This is a genomic window from Ideonella aquatica (assembly GCF_018069755.1).
Lineage (GTDB): Bacteria > Pseudomonadota > Gammaproteobacteria > Burkholderiales > Burkholderiaceae_C > Ideonella > Ideonella aquatica.
The window spans coordinates 1-16,435 of record NZ_JAGQDE010000005.1 but is presented as its reverse complement, the minus strand read 5'-3'; the positions used below and the strand labels follow the sequence as shown (position 1 = coordinate 16,435).

The 16,435-nt window shown below is 68.8% G+C and carries 15 protein-coding genes; 10 read left to right on the top strand and 5 right to left on the bottom strand.

The window, feature by feature from the left end:
- Positions 1–5 precede the first annotated feature (5 nt).
- From KAK06_RS07525 to KAK06_RS07515, 3 genes are all read left to right on the top strand, one after another.
- The gene (locus tag KAK06_RS07525; protein ID WP_210801325.1) at positions 6–467 is read left to right on the top strand and encodes a VOC family protein; all 462 of its coding nucleotides are present in this window, start codon (positions 6–8) and stop codon (positions 465–467) included.
- Between the two features lie 104 nt (positions 468–571).
- The gene (locus KAK06_RS07520) at positions 572–2,467 is read left to right on the top strand and encodes a propionate--CoA ligase (RefSeq protein WP_210801324.1); all 1,896 of its coding nucleotides are present in this window, start codon (positions 572–574) and stop codon (positions 2,465–2,467) included.
- Positions 2,468–2,684: 217 nt separating this feature from the next.
- The gene (locus tag KAK06_RS07515; RefSeq protein WP_210801323.1) at positions 2,685–4,922 is read left to right on the top strand and encodes an NADP-dependent isocitrate dehydrogenase; all 2,238 of its coding nucleotides are present in this window, start codon (positions 2,685–2,687) and stop codon (positions 4,920–4,922) included.
- A gap of 25 nt (positions 4,923–4,947) precedes the next feature.
- Here the strand turns inward: KAK06_RS07515 and KAK06_RS07510 are convergent, their stop codons facing one another.
- The 5 genes from KAK06_RS07510 to KAK06_RS07490 form a co-directional block, all read right to left on the bottom strand.
- Positions 4,948–5,415 (bottom strand): CZB domain-containing protein, encoded by a 468-nt coding sequence (locus tag KAK06_RS07510; protein ID WP_210801322.1) that lies wholly within the window; start codon positions 5,413–5,415, stop codon positions 4,948–4,950.
- A gap of 135 nt (positions 5,416–5,550) precedes the next feature.
- Entirely contained in the window at positions 5,551–6,120 is a 570-nt protein-coding gene (locus KAK06_RS07505; protein ID WP_210801321.1) for a PqiC family protein, read from the bottom strand.
- A gap of 14 nt (positions 6,121–6,134) precedes the next feature.
- Positions 6,135–7,136 carry an MlaD family protein gene (locus KAK06_RS07500; protein ID WP_247652717.1) on the bottom strand — a complete coding sequence of 334 codons (1,002 nt, stop codon included), beginning with the start codon at positions 7,134–7,136 and terminating at the stop codon, positions 6,135–6,137.
- The gene (locus KAK06_RS07495; RefSeq protein ID WP_210801320.1) at positions 7,133–7,882 is read right to left on the bottom strand and encodes an ABC transporter ATP-binding protein; all 750 of its coding nucleotides are present in this window, start codon (positions 7,880–7,882) and stop codon (positions 7,133–7,135) included. The genes KAK06_RS07500 and KAK06_RS07495 overlap by 4 nt, the downstream gene beginning before the upstream one ends.
- Positions 7,882–9,015: an MlaE family ABC transporter permease gene (locus tag KAK06_RS07490; RefSeq protein WP_210801319.1), complete on the bottom strand. Its 1,134-nt coding sequence runs from the start codon at positions 9,013–9,015 to the stop codon at positions 7,882–7,884. Before KAK06_RS07490 ends, KAK06_RS07495 begins: the two co-directional genes overlap by 1 nt.
- Before the next feature lie 240 nt (positions 9,016–9,255).
- Between KAK06_RS07490 and KAK06_RS07485 the strand changes: the two genes are divergently transcribed.
- From KAK06_RS07485 to KAK06_RS07455, 7 genes are all read left to right on the top strand, one after another.
- Entirely contained in the window at positions 9,256–10,221 is a 966-nt protein-coding gene (locus KAK06_RS07485) for a LysR family transcriptional regulator (RefSeq protein WP_210801318.1), read from the top strand.
- A 16-nt stretch (positions 10,222–10,237) separates the two neighbouring features.
- Positions 10,238–11,662: a 3-isopropylmalate dehydratase large subunit gene (gene leuC / locus KAK06_RS07480; RefSeq protein ID WP_210801317.1), complete on the top strand. Its 1,425-nt coding sequence runs from the start codon at positions 10,238–10,240 to the stop codon at positions 11,660–11,662.
- Positions 11,663–11,679: 17 nt separating this feature from the next.
- Complete coding sequence (locus KAK06_RS07475) at positions 11,680–11,805, top strand: entericidin A/B family lipoprotein (RefSeq protein WP_210801316.1); 126 nt, start codon at positions 11,680–11,682, stop codon at positions 11,803–11,805.
- A gap of 2 nt (positions 11,806–11,807) precedes the next feature.
- A complete protein-coding gene (gene leuD, locus KAK06_RS07470; RefSeq protein WP_210801315.1) occupies positions 11,808–12,461 on the top strand; it encodes a 3-isopropylmalate dehydratase small subunit in 654 nt (217 codons plus the stop codon).
- Between the two features lie 33 nt (positions 12,462–12,494).
- Entirely contained in the window at positions 12,495–13,583 is a 1,089-nt protein-coding gene (gene leuB / locus KAK06_RS07465) for a 3-isopropylmalate dehydrogenase (RefSeq protein ID WP_210801510.1), read from the top strand.
- A 96-nt stretch (positions 13,584–13,679) separates the two neighbouring features.
- Positions 13,680–14,807 carry an aspartate-semialdehyde dehydrogenase gene (gene asd, locus KAK06_RS07460; RefSeq protein WP_210801314.1) on the top strand — a complete coding sequence of 376 codons (1,128 nt, stop codon included), beginning with the start codon at positions 13,680–13,682 and terminating at the stop codon, positions 14,805–14,807.
- Positions 14,808–15,110: 303 nt separating this feature from the next.
- Positions 15,111–16,435: type IV pilus assembly protein FimV (locus KAK06_RS07455; RefSeq protein ID WP_210801313.1), on the top strand; the 1,325-nt coding region annotated here is incomplete at its 3' end.

Sequence of the window (16,435 nt, the reverse complement as noted above, 5' to 3'; positions counted from 1 at the left end):
ACACGATGAGCAAACCCTTCAAGATCCTCGGCATCCAGCAGATCGCCATTGGCGGCCCCAGCAAGGACAAGCTCAAGAGCCTGTGGGTGGACATGCTCGGCCTGACGGTCAAGAGCAGCTTCGTCAGCGAGCGGGAGAACGTTGACGAGGACATCTGCGCGCTCGGCAGCGGCCCTACCGCGGTCGAGGTCGACCTGATGCAGCCGCTGGATCCCGACAAGAAGCCGGCCGTGCACACCACGCCGCTGAACCATGTGGGCCTGTGGGTGGACGACCTGCCCCGGGCCGTCGAGTGGATGACGGCCAACGGCGTGCGCTTTGCCCCTGGTGGCATCCGAAAAGGGGCTGCCGGCTTCGACATCTGCTTCATCCACCCCAAGGGCAACGACGAGTTCCCGGTGGGCGGTGAGGGCGTGCTGATTGAGCTGGTGCAAGCCCCCCCTGAAGTGGTGGCCGCACTGGGCTGAAAACGCCCCCGATTGACAGTGCAGCGTCAGGCTCTGGCGCTGCAATTCGGGGTGTCGCCCGGCGCCGATGCCGGGACCCCGAACAAGGCACCGAGGAGACACCCATGACCAGCTACGCAGAGTTCCACCGCCGCTCCATCACCGACCGCGACGGCTTCTGGCGCGAACAGGCCGCACTGGTCGACTGGCACCAGCCCTTCGACCAGGTCTGCGACTACAGCAACCCGCCGTTCGCCAAGTGGTTTGCCGGTGGCCAGACCAACCTGTGCCACAACGCGGTCGACCGCCACCTGAAGGACCGCGCCGACCAGAACGCGCTGATCTTCGTCTCCACCGAGACCGACACCGAGAAGGCCTACTCGTTCCGCGAGCTGCACACCGAGGTCAACCGCATGGCGGCCATCCTGCAGGGGCTGGGCGTGGGCAAGGGCGACCGCGTGCTGATCTACATGCCGATGATCGCCGAGGCCTGCTTCGCGATGCTGGCCTGCGTGCGCATTGGCGCGATCCACTCGGTGGTCTTCGGCGGCTTCGCCAGCCATTCGCTGGCCAGCCGCATCGACGACGCCAAGCCGGTGGCCATCATCAGCGCCGACGCCGGCATGCGCGGCGGCAAGTCGGTGCCCTACAAGCACCTGCTGGATGAAGCCATCAATCTGGCCGCACACAAGCCGGCCAAGGTGCTGATGGTCAACCGCGGCCTGGCCGAGTTCGCCCGGGTGGCCGGCCGCGACGAGGATTACGCCACGCTGCGCGCCGCCCACCTGGACGCCCAGGTGCCTTGCGAGTGGGTGGACTCCACCCACCCCAGCTACATCCTCTACACCAGCGGCACCACCGGCAAGCCCAAGGGCGTGCAGCGCGACACCGGCGGCTACACCGTCGCGCTGGCCGCGTCGATGAAGCACATCTACATGGGCAACCCCGGTGAGACCTACTTCAGCACCAGCGACATCGGCTGGGTGGTGGGCCACAGCTACATCATCTACGGCCCGCTGATTAACGGCTTGGCCACGATCATGTACGAAGGACTGCCGATCCGCCCCGACGCCGGCATCTGGTGGAGCCTGGTCGAGAAGTACAAGGTCTCGGTGATGTTCTCGGCGCCCACCGCCGCGCGGGTGTTGAAGAAGCAGGACCCGGCCTTCCTGACCAAGTACGACCTGTCCAGCCTGAAGGCGCTGTTCCTGGCCGGCGAGCCGCTGGACGAGCCCACCGCCACCTGGATTGCCGGCGCGATCAACAAGCCGATCATCGACAACTACTGGCAGACCGAGACCGGCTGGCCGATCATGGCCATCTGCAACGGTGTTGAGACCGCGCCCACCAAGTTCGGCTCGCCGGGCAAGGCGGTGTACGGCTACGACGTCAAGCTGATCGACGAGACCACCGCCGAGGAGATCACCGAGCCCGGCAAGAAGGGCGTGATCGCGGTGGAAGGCCCGCTGCCCCCGGGCTGCCTGCAGACCGTGTGGGGCGACGACGAGCGCTACGTCAAGACCTACTGGTCCAGCATCCACAACAAGGTCATGTACAGCACCTTCGACTGGGGCATCAAGGACGAGGACGGCTACTTCTTCATCCTGGGCCGCACCGACGACGTGATCAACGTGGCCGGACACCGCCTGGGCACGCGCGAGATCGAGGAGAGCATCTCCAGCCACCCGAACGTCGCCGAAGTGGCGGTGGTGGGCGTGGCCGACCAGCTCAAGGGCCAGGTGGCCGTGGCCTTTGCGGTGCTGAAGGATCCCAGCGTGGCAGCCACCGACGCCGATGCACTGAAGCTCGAGGGCGCGATCATGAAGGTGGTCGACGAGCAGCTCGGCGCCGTGGCCCGTCCGGCCCGGGTGCGCTTTGTCAGCGTGCTGCCCAAGACCCGCTCGGGCAAGCTGCTGCGCCGCGCCATCCAGGCCGTCTGCGAGGGCCGCGACCCGGGTGATCTGACCACGATGGAGGACCCGGCTGCGCTGCAGCAGGTCAAGGACCTCGTGGCCCGCTGAGCCGCGATCCGTCCCACTCCGTCCAGGCCGCCCTCCGGGGCGGCCTTGTCCTTGGGGCGGCCAAAAAAGTCGGCGACTCTTTCGCATCATGAAATATCGATGCAAAAAGTGGGGTCAGGGTCAGACCCTCGAAAGCAAAATGCCGCATCGTTCCCGGTTGTCCGCGATGCCCCCTCGCGGTCTTTGCATCCACCAACATCGATCCAGGAGATAAGCGATGAGCGACCCCAAGTCCACGATCATCTACACGCTGACCGACGAGGCGCCGCTGCTGGCGACCGGGTCCTTCCTGCCGATCATCCGCACCTTCACCGCCCCGGCCGGCGTCAATGTGGCTACCAGCGACATCTCGGTGGCCGGCCGCATCCTGGCGCAGTTCCCCGAGTGCCTGACCGAAGAGCAGCGCGTGCCGGACAACCTGGCCGAGCTGGGCAAGCTGACACTGCGCCCCGAGGCCAACATCATCAAGCTGCCCAACATCAGCGCCTCGATCGCCCAGCTGAAGGCGGCCATCAAGGAACTGCAGGACAAGGGCTACAAGATTCCCGACTACCCCGAGAACCCGCAGAACGAGGAAGAGCAGTCGATCAAGGCGCGCTACTCGAAGTGCACCGGCTCGGCCGTCAACCCGGTGCTGCGCGAAGGCAACTCCGACCGCCGCGCGCCGCGCGCCGTCAAGGAGTACGCGCGCAAGAACCCGCACAGCATGGCCGAGTGGAGCCAGGCTTCGCGCACCCACGTCTCGCACATGCACGCCGGCGACTTCTACCACGGTGAGAAGTCCATGACGCTGGACCGCGCGCGCAACGTGAAGATGGAGCTGATCACCAAGAGCGGCAAGACCATCGTCCTCAAGCCCAAGGTGGCGCTGCTCGACCGCGAGGTGATCGACAGCATGTTCATGAGCAAGAAGGCGCTGCTGGCCTTCTACGAGAAGGAGATCGAGGACGCGCGCAAGACCGGCGTGATGTTCTCGCTGCACGTCAAGGCGACGATGATGAAGGTCTCGCACCCCATCGTCTTCGGCCACTGCGTGAAGATCTTCTACCGCGAGGCCTTCGCCAAGCACGCCGAGACCTTCAAGGAGCTGGGCGTCAACGTCAACAACGGCATGGTCGATCTGTACACCAAGATCGAGAAGCTGCCGGCCTCGCAGCGCGACGAGATCAAGCGCGACCTGCACGCCTGCCACGAGCACCGCCCCGAGCTGGCGATGGTGGACTCGGCCAAGGGCATCACCAACTTCCACTCGCCCAACGACGTGATCGTCGACGCCTCGATGCCGGCGATGATCCGCTCGGGCGGCAAGATGTACGGCGCCGATGGTCGCCTGAAGGACGTCAAGGCCGTGATGCCCGAGTCGACCTTTGCCCGCATCTACCAGGAGATGATCAACTTCTGCAAGTGGCATGGCGCCTTCGATCCGAAGACCATGGGCACGGTGCCCAACGTCGGCCTGATGGCGCAGCAGGCCGAGGAATACGGCTCGCACGACAAGACCTTCGAGATCACCGAGGACGGCGTGGCCAACATCACCGACCTGGAGACCGGCGAAGTGCTGCTGAGCCAGAACGTGGAAGAGGGCGACATCTGGCGCATGTGCCAGGTCAAGGACGCCGCGATCCGCGACTGGGTCAAGCTGGCGGTCAACCGCGCCCGCAACTCGGGCATGCCGGTGGTCTTCTGGCTCGACAGCTACCGCCCCCATGAGGCGCAGCTGATCCGCAAGGTCAAGATGTACCTGCACGAGCACGACACCAATGGCCTGGACATCCAGATCATGAGCCAGGTGCGGGCGATGCGCTACACGCTGGAGCGCGTGATCCGCGGCATGGACACGATCAGCGCCACCGGCAACATCCTGCGCGACTACCTGACCGACCTGTTCCCGATCATGGAGCTGGGCACCTCGGCCAAGATGCTGTCGATCGTGCCGCTGATGGCCGGTGGTGGCATGTACGAGACCGGCGCCGGCGGCTCGGCGCCCAAGCACGTGCAGCAGCTGGTGGAAGAGAACCACCTGCGCTGGGACAGCCTGGGCGAGTTCCTGGCGCTGGCGGTGAGCCTGGAGGACATGGGCCTGAAGAACGGCAACAGCCGCGCCAAGCTGCTGGCCAAGACCCTGGATTCGGCCACCGGCAAGCTGCTGGACAACCGCAAATCGCCCAGCCCCAAGACTGGCGAGCTCGACAACCGCGGCAGCCAGTTCTACCTGGCCATGTACTGGGCGCAGGAGCTGTCGGCACAGACCGAGGACGCCGAGCTGGCCGCCAAGTTCGCGCCGCTGGCCAAGGCTCTGGCTGACAACGAGGCCCAGATCGTCGCCGAACTGGCCGCGGTGCAGGGCAAGCCGGCCGACATCGGCGGCTACTACAAGCCTGACGCTGCCAAGTTGAGCGCGGTGATGTGCCCCAGCGCCACCTTCAATGCCGCGCTGGCGTCTCTGAACGGCTGAGCCCCGGGCGGGGACCGCGGCCTGTTCAGTCGGGCCGCGGCGCCTCAGTCGGTGGCAGATCCAGTTGCCGCCGCAGCGCCATGAACGAGCGCGAGATCGTGCTGGCGCTGATGCTGTAGGCGCCGCGCTGCAGCCGGTTCATCTCGTGGATGCGGCCGCTGCGCTGCAGGCTCAGCAGGTTGGACGCTGCGTGGTGAAAGCTGCGGTGGCTGTCCACCAGCTGGCGAAAGGCCGGCAACTGGCCCACCGAGGCCTTGCCATCGGCCTGCAGCCAACGCCCCAGCACGCAGCGGTCGTCGAAGCAGATGTCCTCGGGCTGCATGCCGGCATCAGCCAGGCCGCTGAGCTGGCCCTCGAAGCGGATCTTCCAATGGTCGTGGGCCGCCTGGGCTGCCAGCAAGTCCAGCAGGCGGTGCAAGGCGTCGTCCTCGGGTTCCGTGGGCGGCGCAACACCGAAGCGGTGAATCAGGCGGGTGAACAGTCCGGTGAGCATGGGTCGGCGCAGGGCAGTCGACCAGCTTATCGGCCATTGCGCAGCGAACTTCAGTCCCGCGCAAGGCTTCGTGAGCACGTCACGGCGGCGGCCCCCGCTGTGCCCTGGCCGCCACGCCGTGCCCAGGATCGTTGTTCAGGTCTGGGCGATCGCCTGGGCCAGTCGCCACAACAGCTCGCGGTGGGCGGCCACCAGATCGTCGGCCGCCTCGCTGGCGGCGGGCGCGCGCAGGCTGATCTCGCGCACCGCGGGCGCCTCGCGGCCCTGCGGGTCCTGCAGCCACCAGCGTGCGCTCAGCACCACGGCGCGGCCGTCGGCCTCGGGGTCCAGGCGCTGGATCTCGACGCGCAGCTGGCGGCTGGCGCTGGCGCCTGGCGGCACGCTGCCGGCGAAGATGCTGGCCGGGCCGCGCAAGCGCGCCAGGTCGGCCAGTAGCAGGCGCGGCACGGCGTCGCGCAGCGGCTCGGCCCAGCGGGCCGAGGGCAGGGCGCTCAGCGCCGCGCGGCCGCTGGGGCGCAGCACCGATTCGCGGTCCAGGTAGGCGGGCACTTGCACCCCCAGCAGCTGCCAGACCGGGCTGTCGGCCCGTAAAGCGGTGACTGGCTCGGGCGGCTCGGCGCGCAGCTGGTACCAGGTGATCGCCGGCGAGCTGCTGCAGGCGGCGAGCAGGCCCGCCAGGGCGAGGGAAGCAAGGCGCAGGCGCATGGCGACGGGCTTTCTCATTGGCGGCCGCGCAGCACCGATTCGGGCTGCTGGTTCAGGGTGTCGGCCAGTTCGCGCAGCGAGCGCGCGGCGCTGGCCAGGTCGCTCAGGGCGCGCTGCAGGTCGCGGTTCAGCGGCGCATCGGTGCCCACCGACTCGCGCAGCACGACGCCGGTACGGGCCATCTCGTCGGCGGCGCCCCGCAGCTTGGTGGCCAGCGCGCCATCAGGCTGGAAGGTGGTGCCCACCCGACGGGCCGAATCGGTGACGGCGCTGGCCGCCACGCGCAGGTCCTCGGTGGTCTTGCGGGCGGCGTCCAGCGTGCTCTCGGCGCGGTCGAGCAGCGGGCCGCTGCGCTGGTCCAGGCGTGCGCTGAGGCTGGCCAGGTGGCGCGTGATGTCATCGAGGTCCTTCAGCGCACGCGACAGCTCGGGCGCGCCCACCATCGCCCGGGTGGTGCTGGCGATCGCGCCGATGTCCTCGATCAGGCGCTTGACGTCGATCTGGTCGATCTGGTTGCGCAGCTCCTGGAACACCGTGGCGACCGTGGGAATCTCGGGCTGGCGCGTGCCGCCCTGGCTCATCGAGGGCTTGTCAGGGCGGAAGTCCAGGTCAATGTAGAGCTGGCCGGTGAGGATGCTCTGCATCGCCAACTGGGCCCGCAGGCCGCTGGCCACCAGCGTCTGCACGGTGGCGCGCAGATCGGCATCGGTGCTGCCGCCGCCGACGTTGCGCAGCGCATCGGCGTCCAGCTCGGCCACCACCGGAATGCTGACGTGGTGGCCGGCGGCGTCCCACTTGACGCCCACCGAGCTGACGCTGCCCAGACGCACGCCACGGAAGACCACCGGAGCACCCACCTGCAGGCCGTAAATGCTGCCACCGAAGTACATCACCACCGCCTGCCGGGTGGCAAAGAGCCGGCCGCCGGCCACCGTGAACACGGTGGCGAACAGCAACACCAGCGCACCGACGACGAACAGACCCAGCAGCGCTGGATGGCCGTGGCGGCGGATCATGGCCGGGCCCGTCCCTGCAGGAAATGCCGCACGGGCTCGGGGCCGTGCAGCAGCAGAGCGCGGGGCGCATCCAGCGCGGTCATGGTCTTCTCCTGGGCATCGAGGAAGAGGGCGCGGTCGGCGACCGCAAAAATGCTGTCAAGCTCGTGGGTCACCATCACGATGGTCGTGCCCAGATGATCGCGCAAGTGCAGGATCAGCTCGTCCAGCCGGGCCGAGGTGATCGGATCCAGCCCGGCGCTGGGCTCGTCCAGGTACAGCAGCGGCGGGTCCAGCGCCATGGCGCGGGCAATGGCGGCCCGCTTCTTCATGCCGCCCGACAGGTCGGCCGGCGAGGCGTCAAAGGCGCCTTCCAGGCCCACCAGCGCCAGTTTGAAGCGGGCCAGGGTCTCGATCTCGGCCGGCGCCAGCGTGGTGAGTTCCTGCATCGGCAGCATGACGTTCTCACCCACGCTCATCGAGCTCCACAGCGCGCCGGCCTGAAACATTACACCGAAGCGCTCGCGCAGCTGATCGCGCTGCGTTTCGTCGGCGCTGGCGAGGTCGATGCCGCCGTAGCGAATGCGGCCGCGGGCCGGCACCTGCAGGCCGATCAGGTGGCGCAGCAGCGTGCTCTTGCCGCAGCCGCTGCCACCCATCAGCACCAGCACCTCGCCGGGCCGGACATCGAAGTTCAGGTCGCGCTGGATCACCCGCTCGTCCCAGGCCAGCGTCAGCTCTTCGACATGGACCAGCGCCTCGCCCATCACCACCCCAGGCGCTGGAAGCTGATCGTCAATGCCGAGGCCGCCACCACGATCCAGACGATCGCCTGCACCACCGCCGCGGTGGTGGCGTCGCCCACGGCCTGGGCGCTGCGGCCGGCGTGCAGACCCTGGCGGCAACCGGCCAGCGCGACCAGCAGGCCGTAGACCGTGGCCTTGAGCAGGCCGATCGACACATGCGCCAGGGTCAGCGAGTTGAAGCTGCGCACCAGGTACTCCAGCGGCTCGACCGCGAAGATGCCCACCGCCACGAACATGCCGGCCACCATCGCTACCAGTGCAGCATAGACGGTGAGCAGTGGCGCCATCAGCGTGAGGGCCAGGGTGCGCGGCAGCACCAGGTGCTCCACCGGGTCCAGGCCCAGGGTGCGCAGCGCGTCGATCTCCTCGTTGGCCTGCATGCTGCCCAGCTGCGCGGCAAAGGCGGCGCCCACCCGGCCGGCCAGGATCACGGCGGTCATCAGCGCGGCGACCTCGCGCACCTCGCCGATGGTCACCAGGTCGGCCATGTAGATCTGCGCGCCGAAGCGCTGCAGCTGGGCGGCGCCCAGGTAGGCAATGATCAGGCCGACCAGCGCGCTGACCAGCGAGACGATCGGTAGGCTGGCCGGCCCGGTGGCCCACAGCTGGTGCAGCAGGTCCTGGCCGCGCATCGCGGTGCGGCCGCGCAGCAGGCGCCCCAGGGCCATCAGCGTCTCGCCGACAAAGCCCAGCGTCACCGTGGCGCGTTCCAGCGACCGTGCCAGCAGCAGGCCCAGGCGCGCCAGGCCGTCGGGCTCGGGCGGCCTGGCCGGGCGGGTGCTGGAGGCGCTGGCCAGCGACAGCACCTCGCGCAGACCGCCGGGCAGCGTCGTCAGGTCCAGTGCCAGGGCGGGCTGGCGCTGCGCCAGCTCGGCGCCCAGCTGCCACAGGCGCGCGGCCAGGCGGCTGTCCCAGCCCTGCAGACCGGCGCCCAGCACCTGCACGCGCTGCACTGACGCCGGCACCTCAGCGGGCACCGACCAGGCTGCCGCGGTGTCGGCCGTGCGCCAGTCGCCCTGCAGTTCCAGGGTGGCCTGCGACCCATCGAACCGCCAGTGGGCGGCAGCGGGTGATCGGGCGGCGGATTCAGCCATCCGTGCCACTGTAAGGCCATTGCGGCGCAGCCCGGATGGGTGGGTGTATCGTTCGCGCCAGGCGAATGCTTGCTTGTCAAACCCCGTGTGCGCCGGCCTGAGCCTTCGTGCAACATCCGTCTCAGCGATGCGGCTGTTGGTGCTGGACTCACCGGTCCTCTCCCAGCCGATCCCTGGCCGCCTGACCATGGCCACCCGGGGACGGTGCATGCAGCGGTCGCCCCCCATTCCTGTGCTGCGATGCGTTTCGACCTCATCACGCTGAACCTGGTGCTCGCGATCTCCGAGACCCGCAACCTGACGCGGGCGGCGGAGCGCGAGCATCTGGCGCTGGCCGCCGCCAGCAAGCGCCTGAAGGACCTGGAGACCCGCCTGGGCGTGCAGCTGTTCGTGCGCCGCGCGCGGGGCGTGGAGCCCACCGAGGCCGGCCGCGCGCTGGTGCGCCACATCCGCGGCCTGCATGCCTCGCTGCATGCGCTGGAGAGCGAGGTGGTCGAGTTCAGCCGCGGCATCAAGGGCCACCTGCGCATCGCCGCCAATGCCGGTGCGATCGCCGAGTGCCTGCCGGCCGACCTGGCCGCGTTCTCGCGCGAGCATCCGCAGATCCGCATCAGCCTGGAAGACCTGACCAGCGCCGAGGTCCAGGCCGCGGTGGCCGATGGCCGCGCCGATGTGGGCATCTTTGCGCAGCCGCTGTCCGATCAGCGCCTGCGCGCCTGGCCCTACCGCGACGGCCGGCTGGCGGTGATCCTGCCGCGCGGCCACGCGCTGGCGGCCGAGCCGGGCGCGCTGGCCTTTGAGTCGCTGCTGGACTACGACATCGTCGGCCTGCACATCGGCGCCTCGGTGCACGAGCTGATGCTGCAGCGCGCGCTGGAGCGCGGCCGCACGCTCAACGCCCGGCTGCAGGTGCGCGGCTTCGACGCCATCGCCCAGCTCGTCGATGCCGGCCTGGGCGTGGCCCTGCTGCCGGCGGCAGTGGCCGAGCGTTTCGCCCGGCTCTTTGCCATCGAGGTGCGGCCGCTGCTCGATGCCTGGTCGCAGCGCACCTACCTGATCGCTGCGCGCGACCAGGAGGTGCTGCCTGCCGTGGTGCAGCGCTTCGTCGATGCCCTGACACGCGACGTGCCGCTGGTCTCGCCGGCCGGCGGCGCATCGCCGACAATCCTTGTCCCGCGCGCACCCCGCGCGACGATTCCTTCCTGACCTTCTCCGGCCTGCCATGACCGCACGCACCCTGTACGACAAGCTGTGGGACGAACACGTCGTCCACACCGAGGAGGACGGCACCGCCGTGCTCTACATCGACCGCCACCTGGTGCACGAGGTCACCAGCCCGCAGGCCTTCGAAGGCCTGCGCGAGGCCGGCCGCACGCTGTGGCGCACCAGCTCGGTGGTGGCCACCGCCGACCACAACACGCCCACCGACGGCTGGGAGCTGGGCCTGGATGGCATCCGCGACCCGATCTCCAAGGAGCAGGTGGTCACGCTGGACGCCAACATCAAGGCCTTCGGCAGCGCTGCCTACTTCCCGTTCATGAGCCAGCGCCAGGGCATCGTCCACGTGGTCGGCCCCGAGAACGGCGCCACGCTGCCGGGCATGACGGTGGTCTGCGGCGACAGCCACACCTCCACCCATGGCGCCTTCGGCGCGCTGGCGCATGGCATCGGCACCTCCGAGGTCGAGCACGTGCTGGCCACCCAGACCCTGCTCGCCAAGAAGGCGAAGAACATGCTGGTGCGGGTGGATGGCGAACTGGCCCGCGGCCTGACCGCCAAGGACATCGTGCTGGCGATCATCGGCCGGATCGGCACGGCGGGCGGCACCGGCTACACGATCGAGTTCGGCGGCTCGGCCATCCGTGCGCTGAGCATGGAAGGCCGGATGACCGTGTGCAACATGGCCATCGAGGCGGGTGCGCGCGCCGGCCTGGTGGCCGTGGACGACAAGACCATCGACTACGTCCAGGGCCGACCCTTCGCGCCCCAGGGCGTGGAGTGGGACCTGGCGGTGGCGCACTGGCGCACCCTGCACTCCGACGCCGGTGCGCACTTCGACAAGGTGGTGGAACTGGATGCCGCGCAGATCAAGCCGCAGGTCACCTGGGGCACCAGCCCCGAGATGGTGCTGGCCATCGACGAGCGCGTGCCCGACCCCGACAAGGAGAAGGACAGCGTCAAGCGTGCCGCGATCGAGCGCGCGCTGACCTACATGGGCCTGGAGCCGAACAAGGCGATCGACGACATCCGCGTCGACAAGGTCTTCATTGGCTCGTGCACCAACAGCCGCATCGAGGACATGCGCGAGGCTGCCGCGGTGGTGCAGCGCGTGGGCGGTCGCATCGCCGCCAACATCCGCCAGGCGCTGGTGGTGCCGGGCTCGGGCCTGGTCAAGGCCCAGGCCGAGGCCGAAGGCCTGGACAAGGTCTTCATCGCCGCCGGCTTTGAATGGCGCCAGCCCGGTTGCAGCATGTGCCTGGCGATGAACGCCGACCGGCTGGAGCCGGGCGAGCGCTGCGCCAGCACCAGCAACCGCAACTTCGAGGGTCGCCAGGGCAACGGCGGCCGCACCCATCTGGTCAGCCCCGCGATGGCCGCCGCCGCCGCGATGGCTGGCCATTTCGTCGACATCCGTCGCATCGCCTGAACGCAAGGAGTCACCGCATGAAGACCGTGTTCGCCCTGATCGCCGCGCTGTTCGTCCTGGCCGGCTGCAACACCTTCGAGGGCATGGGCAAGGACATCCAGAAGGCCGGCGAGACCATTGAAGGCGCTGCCAAGAAGAAGTGACCATGGACCAATTCACCGTACACCAGGGCCTGGTGGCCCCGATGGATCGCGCCAATGTCGACACCGACGCGATCATCCCCAAGCAGTTCCTGAAGTCGATCAAGCGCACCGGCTTCGGCCCCAACCTGTTCGACGAATGGCGCTACCTGGACAAGGGCGAGCCCGGCCAGGACCCGGCCAGCCGCCGGCCCAACCCGGACTTCGTGCTGAACCAGCCGCGCTATGCCGGCGCCAGCATCCTGATCGCCCGCGACAATTTCGGCTGCGGCTCCAGCCGCGAGCACGCGCCCTGGGCGCTGCAGCAGTACGGCTTTCGCGCCATCATCGCCCCCAGCTTCGCCGACATCTTCTTCAACAACTGCTTCAAGAACGGCGTGCTGCCGATCGTGCTGCCCGAGTCGCAGGTGGCGAAGCTGTTCGACGAGGTGGCGGCCTTCCCGGGCTACACCCTGACCATTGACCTGCCGCGCCAGGTGATCGTCAAGGGCGACGGCAGCGAACTGCCCTTCGAGGTGCAGGCCTTCCGCAAGTACTGCCTGGTCAATGGCTTCGACGACATCGGCCTGACGCTGCGCCACGCCGACAAGATCAAGGCCTACGAGGCCGAGCGCCTGGCGAAGATGCCCTGGCTGGGCACCTCGATGCCGCAGCTCTGATTTCCCGACATTGCAAGAAAGAACACGATGAGCATGAAGATCGCCGTGCTGCCGGGTGACGGCATCGGCACCGAGATCGTCGCCGAGGCGGTCAAGGTCCTGCAGGTGCTGGACCTGCCGCTTGAGATGGAGCAGGCCCCGGTAGGCGGTGCCGCCTATGAGCTGCACGGCCACCCGCTGCCCGACAGCACGCTGAACCTGGCCAAGGCCGCCGACGCCATCCTCTTCGGCGCCGTGGGCGACTGGAAGTACGACAAGCTCGACCGCCCGCTGCGCCCCGAGCAGGCCATCCTGGGCCTGCGCAAGCACCTGGGCCTGTTCGCCAACTTCCGCCCGGCGATCTGCTACGAGCAACTGGTGGGCGCCTCCAGCCTGAAGCCCGAGCTGGTGGCCGGCCTGGACATCCTGATCATCCGCGAGCTGACCGGCGACATCTACTTCGGCCAGCCCCGGGGCCGCCGCACCGCGGTGGACGGCCTGTTCCCCGGCGCCGATGAGGCCTTCGACACGATGCGCTACTCGCGCCCCGAGATCGAGCGCATCGCCCATGTCGCCTTCCAGGCGGCCCGCCAGCGCGGCCGCAAGGTCACCAGCGTCGACAAGGCCAATGTGCTCGAGACCTTCCAGTTCTGGAAGGACGTGGTGACCGAGGTGCATGCCCAGTACCCCGACGTGGAGCTGCAGCACATGTACGTCGACAACGCGGCGATGCAACTGGTCAAGTCGCCCAAGTCCTTCGACGTGGTGGTCACCGGCAACATGTTTGGCGACATCCTCTCGGACGAGGCCTCGATGCTGACCGGCTCGATCGGGATGCTGCCCTCGGCCTCGCTGAACGACCGCAAGCAGGGCCTGTATGAACCCAGCCACGGCAGCGCGCCGGACATCGCTGGTAAGGGTATTGCAAACCCGCTGGCTACAATCCTGTCTGCTGCCATGATGCTCCGCTTCTCACTCCAAGCACCCGAGGCTGCCGACCGCATCGAGTCGGCCGTCAAGTCGGTGCTGGCCGCCGGCTACCGCACGCCGGACATCTGGAGCGAAGGCACCCAGAAGGTGGGCACGCGTGAGATGGGTGACGCCGTGGTTGCGGCGATCACCGGCAAAACCATTAAGAGCTGACAGCTCGGTTTTGCTTCGCCCCACCTCCAGGACCCCGGCGAGCAAGCCGGGGCAGGTCAGGGGTCCGGGAACACGCTACACACAAGGAAACTGGAAATGGCACTCGTAGGTCTCGTCGGTTGGCGCGGCATGGTCGGCTCGGTCCTGATGGACCGCATGCAGGCCGAAGGCGACTTCGCGCACTTTGAACCGCTGTTCTTCTCCACCTCCAACGCCGGCGGCAAGGCCCCGGCCCAGGCGAAGAACGAAACCACGCTGCAGGACGCCTTCGACATCGCGCAGCTCAAGCGCTGCGACATTGTCATCACCTGCCAGGGCGGTGACTACACCAGCGAGGTCTTTCCCAAGCTGCGCGCCGCCGGCTGGAGTGGCCACTGGATCGACGCCGCCTCGACGCTGCGCATGAAGGACGATGCGGTCATCATCCTCGACCCGGTCAACATGCCGGTCATCAAGGACGCGCTGGCCCAGGGCGGCCGCAACTGGATCGGCGGCAACTGCACCGTCAGCTGCATGCTGATGGGCGTGGGCGCGCTGTACAAGGCCGGCCTGGTCGAGTGGATGTCCACCCAGACCTACCAGGCCGCCTCGGGCGGTGGCGCGCAGCACATGCGCGAGCTGCTCACCCAGTACGGCACCCTCAACGCCGAGGTCCGGGCCCTGCTCGATGACCCGAAGAGCGCCATCCTCGAGATCGACCGCAAGATCATCGCCAAGCAGCGCTCGCTGAGCGCCGCTGAAACGGCCAATTTCGGCGTGCCGCTGGGCGGCTCGCTGATCCCCTGGATCGACAAGGACCTGGGCAACGGCACCTCCCGCGAAGAGTGGAAGGGCATGGCCGAGACCAACAAGATCCTCGGCCAGGGCGAGGGCTTCGGCACCGCCGCCACGCCGGTCGATGGCTTCTGCGTGCGCGTGGGCGCGATGCGCTGCCACTCGCAGGCCCTGACCTTCAAGCTGAAGAAGGATGTGCCGCTGGCCGACATCGAGGCCATGATCGCTGCCGACAACGCCTGGGTGAAGGTGGTGCCCAACACCCGCGAGGCCACCATCCAGGACCTGACGCCGGTGGCCGTCACCGGCACGCTGACCATCCCGGTGGGCCGCCTGCGCAAGATGGCCATGGGTCCCGAGTACCTGGGCGCCTTCACGATCGGCGACCAGCTGCTGTGGGGCGCCGCCGAGCCGCTGCGCCGCATGCTGCGCATCCTGCTGGAACAGTGATCGTCGAGGGCCTGATGGCCCGCTCGATCCGCCGGCCGTCCGGTCCCGACCCTGGGGCGGATGGCCGTTTCTGTTGCAAGTCGTTGCCACTCGTTGCCCCTTGGCAACGATGAAGTCGGGCCAGGGCGGGCAAACAGCGCGACCGGCATCAACTCAGGTTTTGGATGAGCTTGCGAGCCTATATGCTTGCTGCTATGGTGTTTTCTCGCCTTGGTGCGACCAGGGGGTCGTGCGGGGCTGCAGAAAACCATCGATGACGGCGCAGCCGCCCAGGCGTCTGTGCCCAGCGTTGTCGGAGACGCCTTGAAGAACACCACCACAACGTCCGCGGGAACGGCCCTGTCCAGCCTGGCGATCGCGGCCTGGCTGGCGCTGAGCGCGCCCGCCGCCGAAGCCCTGGGCCTGGGGCGCCTGAGCGTGCGCTCCGCGCTGGGCGAGCCGCTGCGTGCTGAAATCGACATCAGCAGCATCACCCCCGAAGAGGCCGACACGCTCAAGGCCGTGCTGGCCTCGCCCGAGTCCTTCCGCTCGGCCGGGGTCGAGATGAACCCGGCCTTGCAAGGCGTGCAGGTCACGCTGGTGCGCGGCGCCGATGGCCGCCCGGTGCTGCGCATGGCCGGTGACCGCGCCGTCAGCGAGCCCTTCCTGGATGTCATCCTCGACCTCAGCTGGGCCTCAGGCCGTCTGCAACGCTCCTACACGCTGCTGATCGATCCGCCGATCAAGCCGGCCCCGGCACCTGCCCCGCAAACCGCGCCGGTGATGTCCAACGCACCGGCGCAGGCGCCGGTGGCCCGCCCGGTGCGGCCACAGCCCGCGCCCAGCGCCGAGCCGGTGGCGCCGACGGCGGCCTCGGCCCCCGCAGCCCGTCCGCCGGCACCGACCCCGCCCAGCACCCCGGCGGCACCGGCGGCGCCGGCCCAGGGCTACCGGGTGAAGAGCGGCGACACGCTGTCCAGCATCGCCAACGCCAACGCCCGACCGGGCGTGTCGCTGGACCAGATGCTGGTGGCGCTGTACCGCGGCAACCCGGACGCTTTCATCGGCAGCAACATGAACCGTCTCAAGGCGGGCGTCGTGCTCGATGTGGCCGAGGCCCAGGCCCGTGCCGGTGATATTCCGGCGGCTGAGGCCCGGCGCGTGTTTCAGGCGCAAAGCGCTGATTTCGCCGCCTTCCGCCAGCGCCTGGCCGGTGCCGCACCGGTGGTCAAGTCAGCCGAGCCGCCGCGTCAGGCCCAGGGCAAGGTCGAGGCCGCCGTCAAGGACCGCAAGACCGACGGCGCGCCGACGCCCGACCAGCTCAAGCTCTCCAAGGGCGGTCTGAAAGCCGCCAGCGCCCCCGAGGCCAAGATCTCGAAGGACACCGAGCGCAAGGCCGCTGAGGCGCGCATGTCCGAGCTCACCCGCAACGTCGAGGAGCTTAAGCGCCTGTCCAGCGCCTCGGCGGTTGGCGGCAAGGCCGCCTCGGCGCCTGGGGTGCCGCCGGTGGCGGTGACCAAGCCGGTGGCGCCGCCGCCGCCTCCGCCGCCGCCCCCTGCGCTCGCCGCGTCGGTGGCGCCGCCTGCCGTGGTGGCCAGTGCGCCCGCTTCGGCCGCGCTGCCGGCCTCGGCGCCCGCGGCGGTGGCCTC

What these genes read in the sequence shown, in the direction of transcription:
- KAK06_RS07500 (WP_247652717.1), bottom strand. Translation starts at nt 7,136, where the DNA reads ATGATCCGCCGCCACGGCCATCCAGCGCTGCTGGGTCTGTTCGTCGTC.
- KAK06_RS07485 (WP_210801318.1), top strand. Translation starts at nt 9,256, where the DNA reads ATGCGTTTCGACCTCATCACGCTGAACCTGGTGCTCGCGATCTCCGAG.
- leuD (WP_210801315.1), top strand. Translation starts at nt 11,808, where the DNA reads ATGGACCAATTCACCGTACACCAGGGCCTGGTGGCCCCGATGGATCGC.
- KAK06_RS07475 (WP_210801316.1), top strand. Translation starts at nt 11,680, where the DNA reads ATGAAGACCGTGTTCGCCCTGATCGCCGCGCTGTTCGTCCTGGCCGGC.
- KAK06_RS07490 (WP_210801319.1), bottom strand. Translation starts at nt 9,015, where the DNA reads ATGGCTGAATCCGCCGCCCGATCACCCGCTGCCGCCCACTGGCGGTTC.
- KAK06_RS07515 (WP_210801323.1), top strand. Translation starts at nt 2,685, where the DNA reads ATGAGCGACCCCAAGTCCACGATCATCTACACGCTGACCGACGAGGCG.
- KAK06_RS07495 (WP_210801320.1), bottom strand. Translation starts at nt 7,882, where the DNA reads ATGGGCGAGGCGCTGGTCCATGTCGAAGAGCTGACGCTGGCCTGGGAC.
- KAK06_RS07505 (WP_210801321.1), bottom strand. Translation starts at nt 6,120, where the DNA reads ATGCGCCTGCGCCTTGCTTCCCTCGCCCTGGCGGGCCTGCTCGCCGCC.
- leuC (WP_210801317.1), top strand. Translation starts at nt 10,238, where the DNA reads ATGACCGCACGCACCCTGTACGACAAGCTGTGGGACGAACACGTCGTC.
- KAK06_RS07520 (WP_210801324.1), top strand. Translation starts at nt 572, where the DNA reads ATGACCAGCTACGCAGAGTTCCACCGCCGCTCCATCACCGACCGCGAC.
- KAK06_RS07510 (WP_210801322.1), bottom strand. Translation starts at nt 5,415, where the DNA reads ATGCTCACCGGACTGTTCACCCGCCTGATTCACCGCTTCGGTGTTGCG.
- leuB (WP_210801510.1), top strand. Translation starts at nt 12,495, where the DNA reads ATGAAGATCGCCGTGCTGCCGGGTGACGGCATCGGCACCGAGATCGTC.
- asd (WP_210801314.1), top strand. Translation starts at nt 13,680, where the DNA reads ATGGCACTCGTAGGTCTCGTCGGTTGGCGCGGCATGGTCGGCTCGGTC.
- KAK06_RS07525 (WP_210801325.1), top strand. Translation starts at nt 6, where the DNA reads ATGAGCAAACCCTTCAAGATCCTCGGCATCCAGCAGATCGCCATTGGC.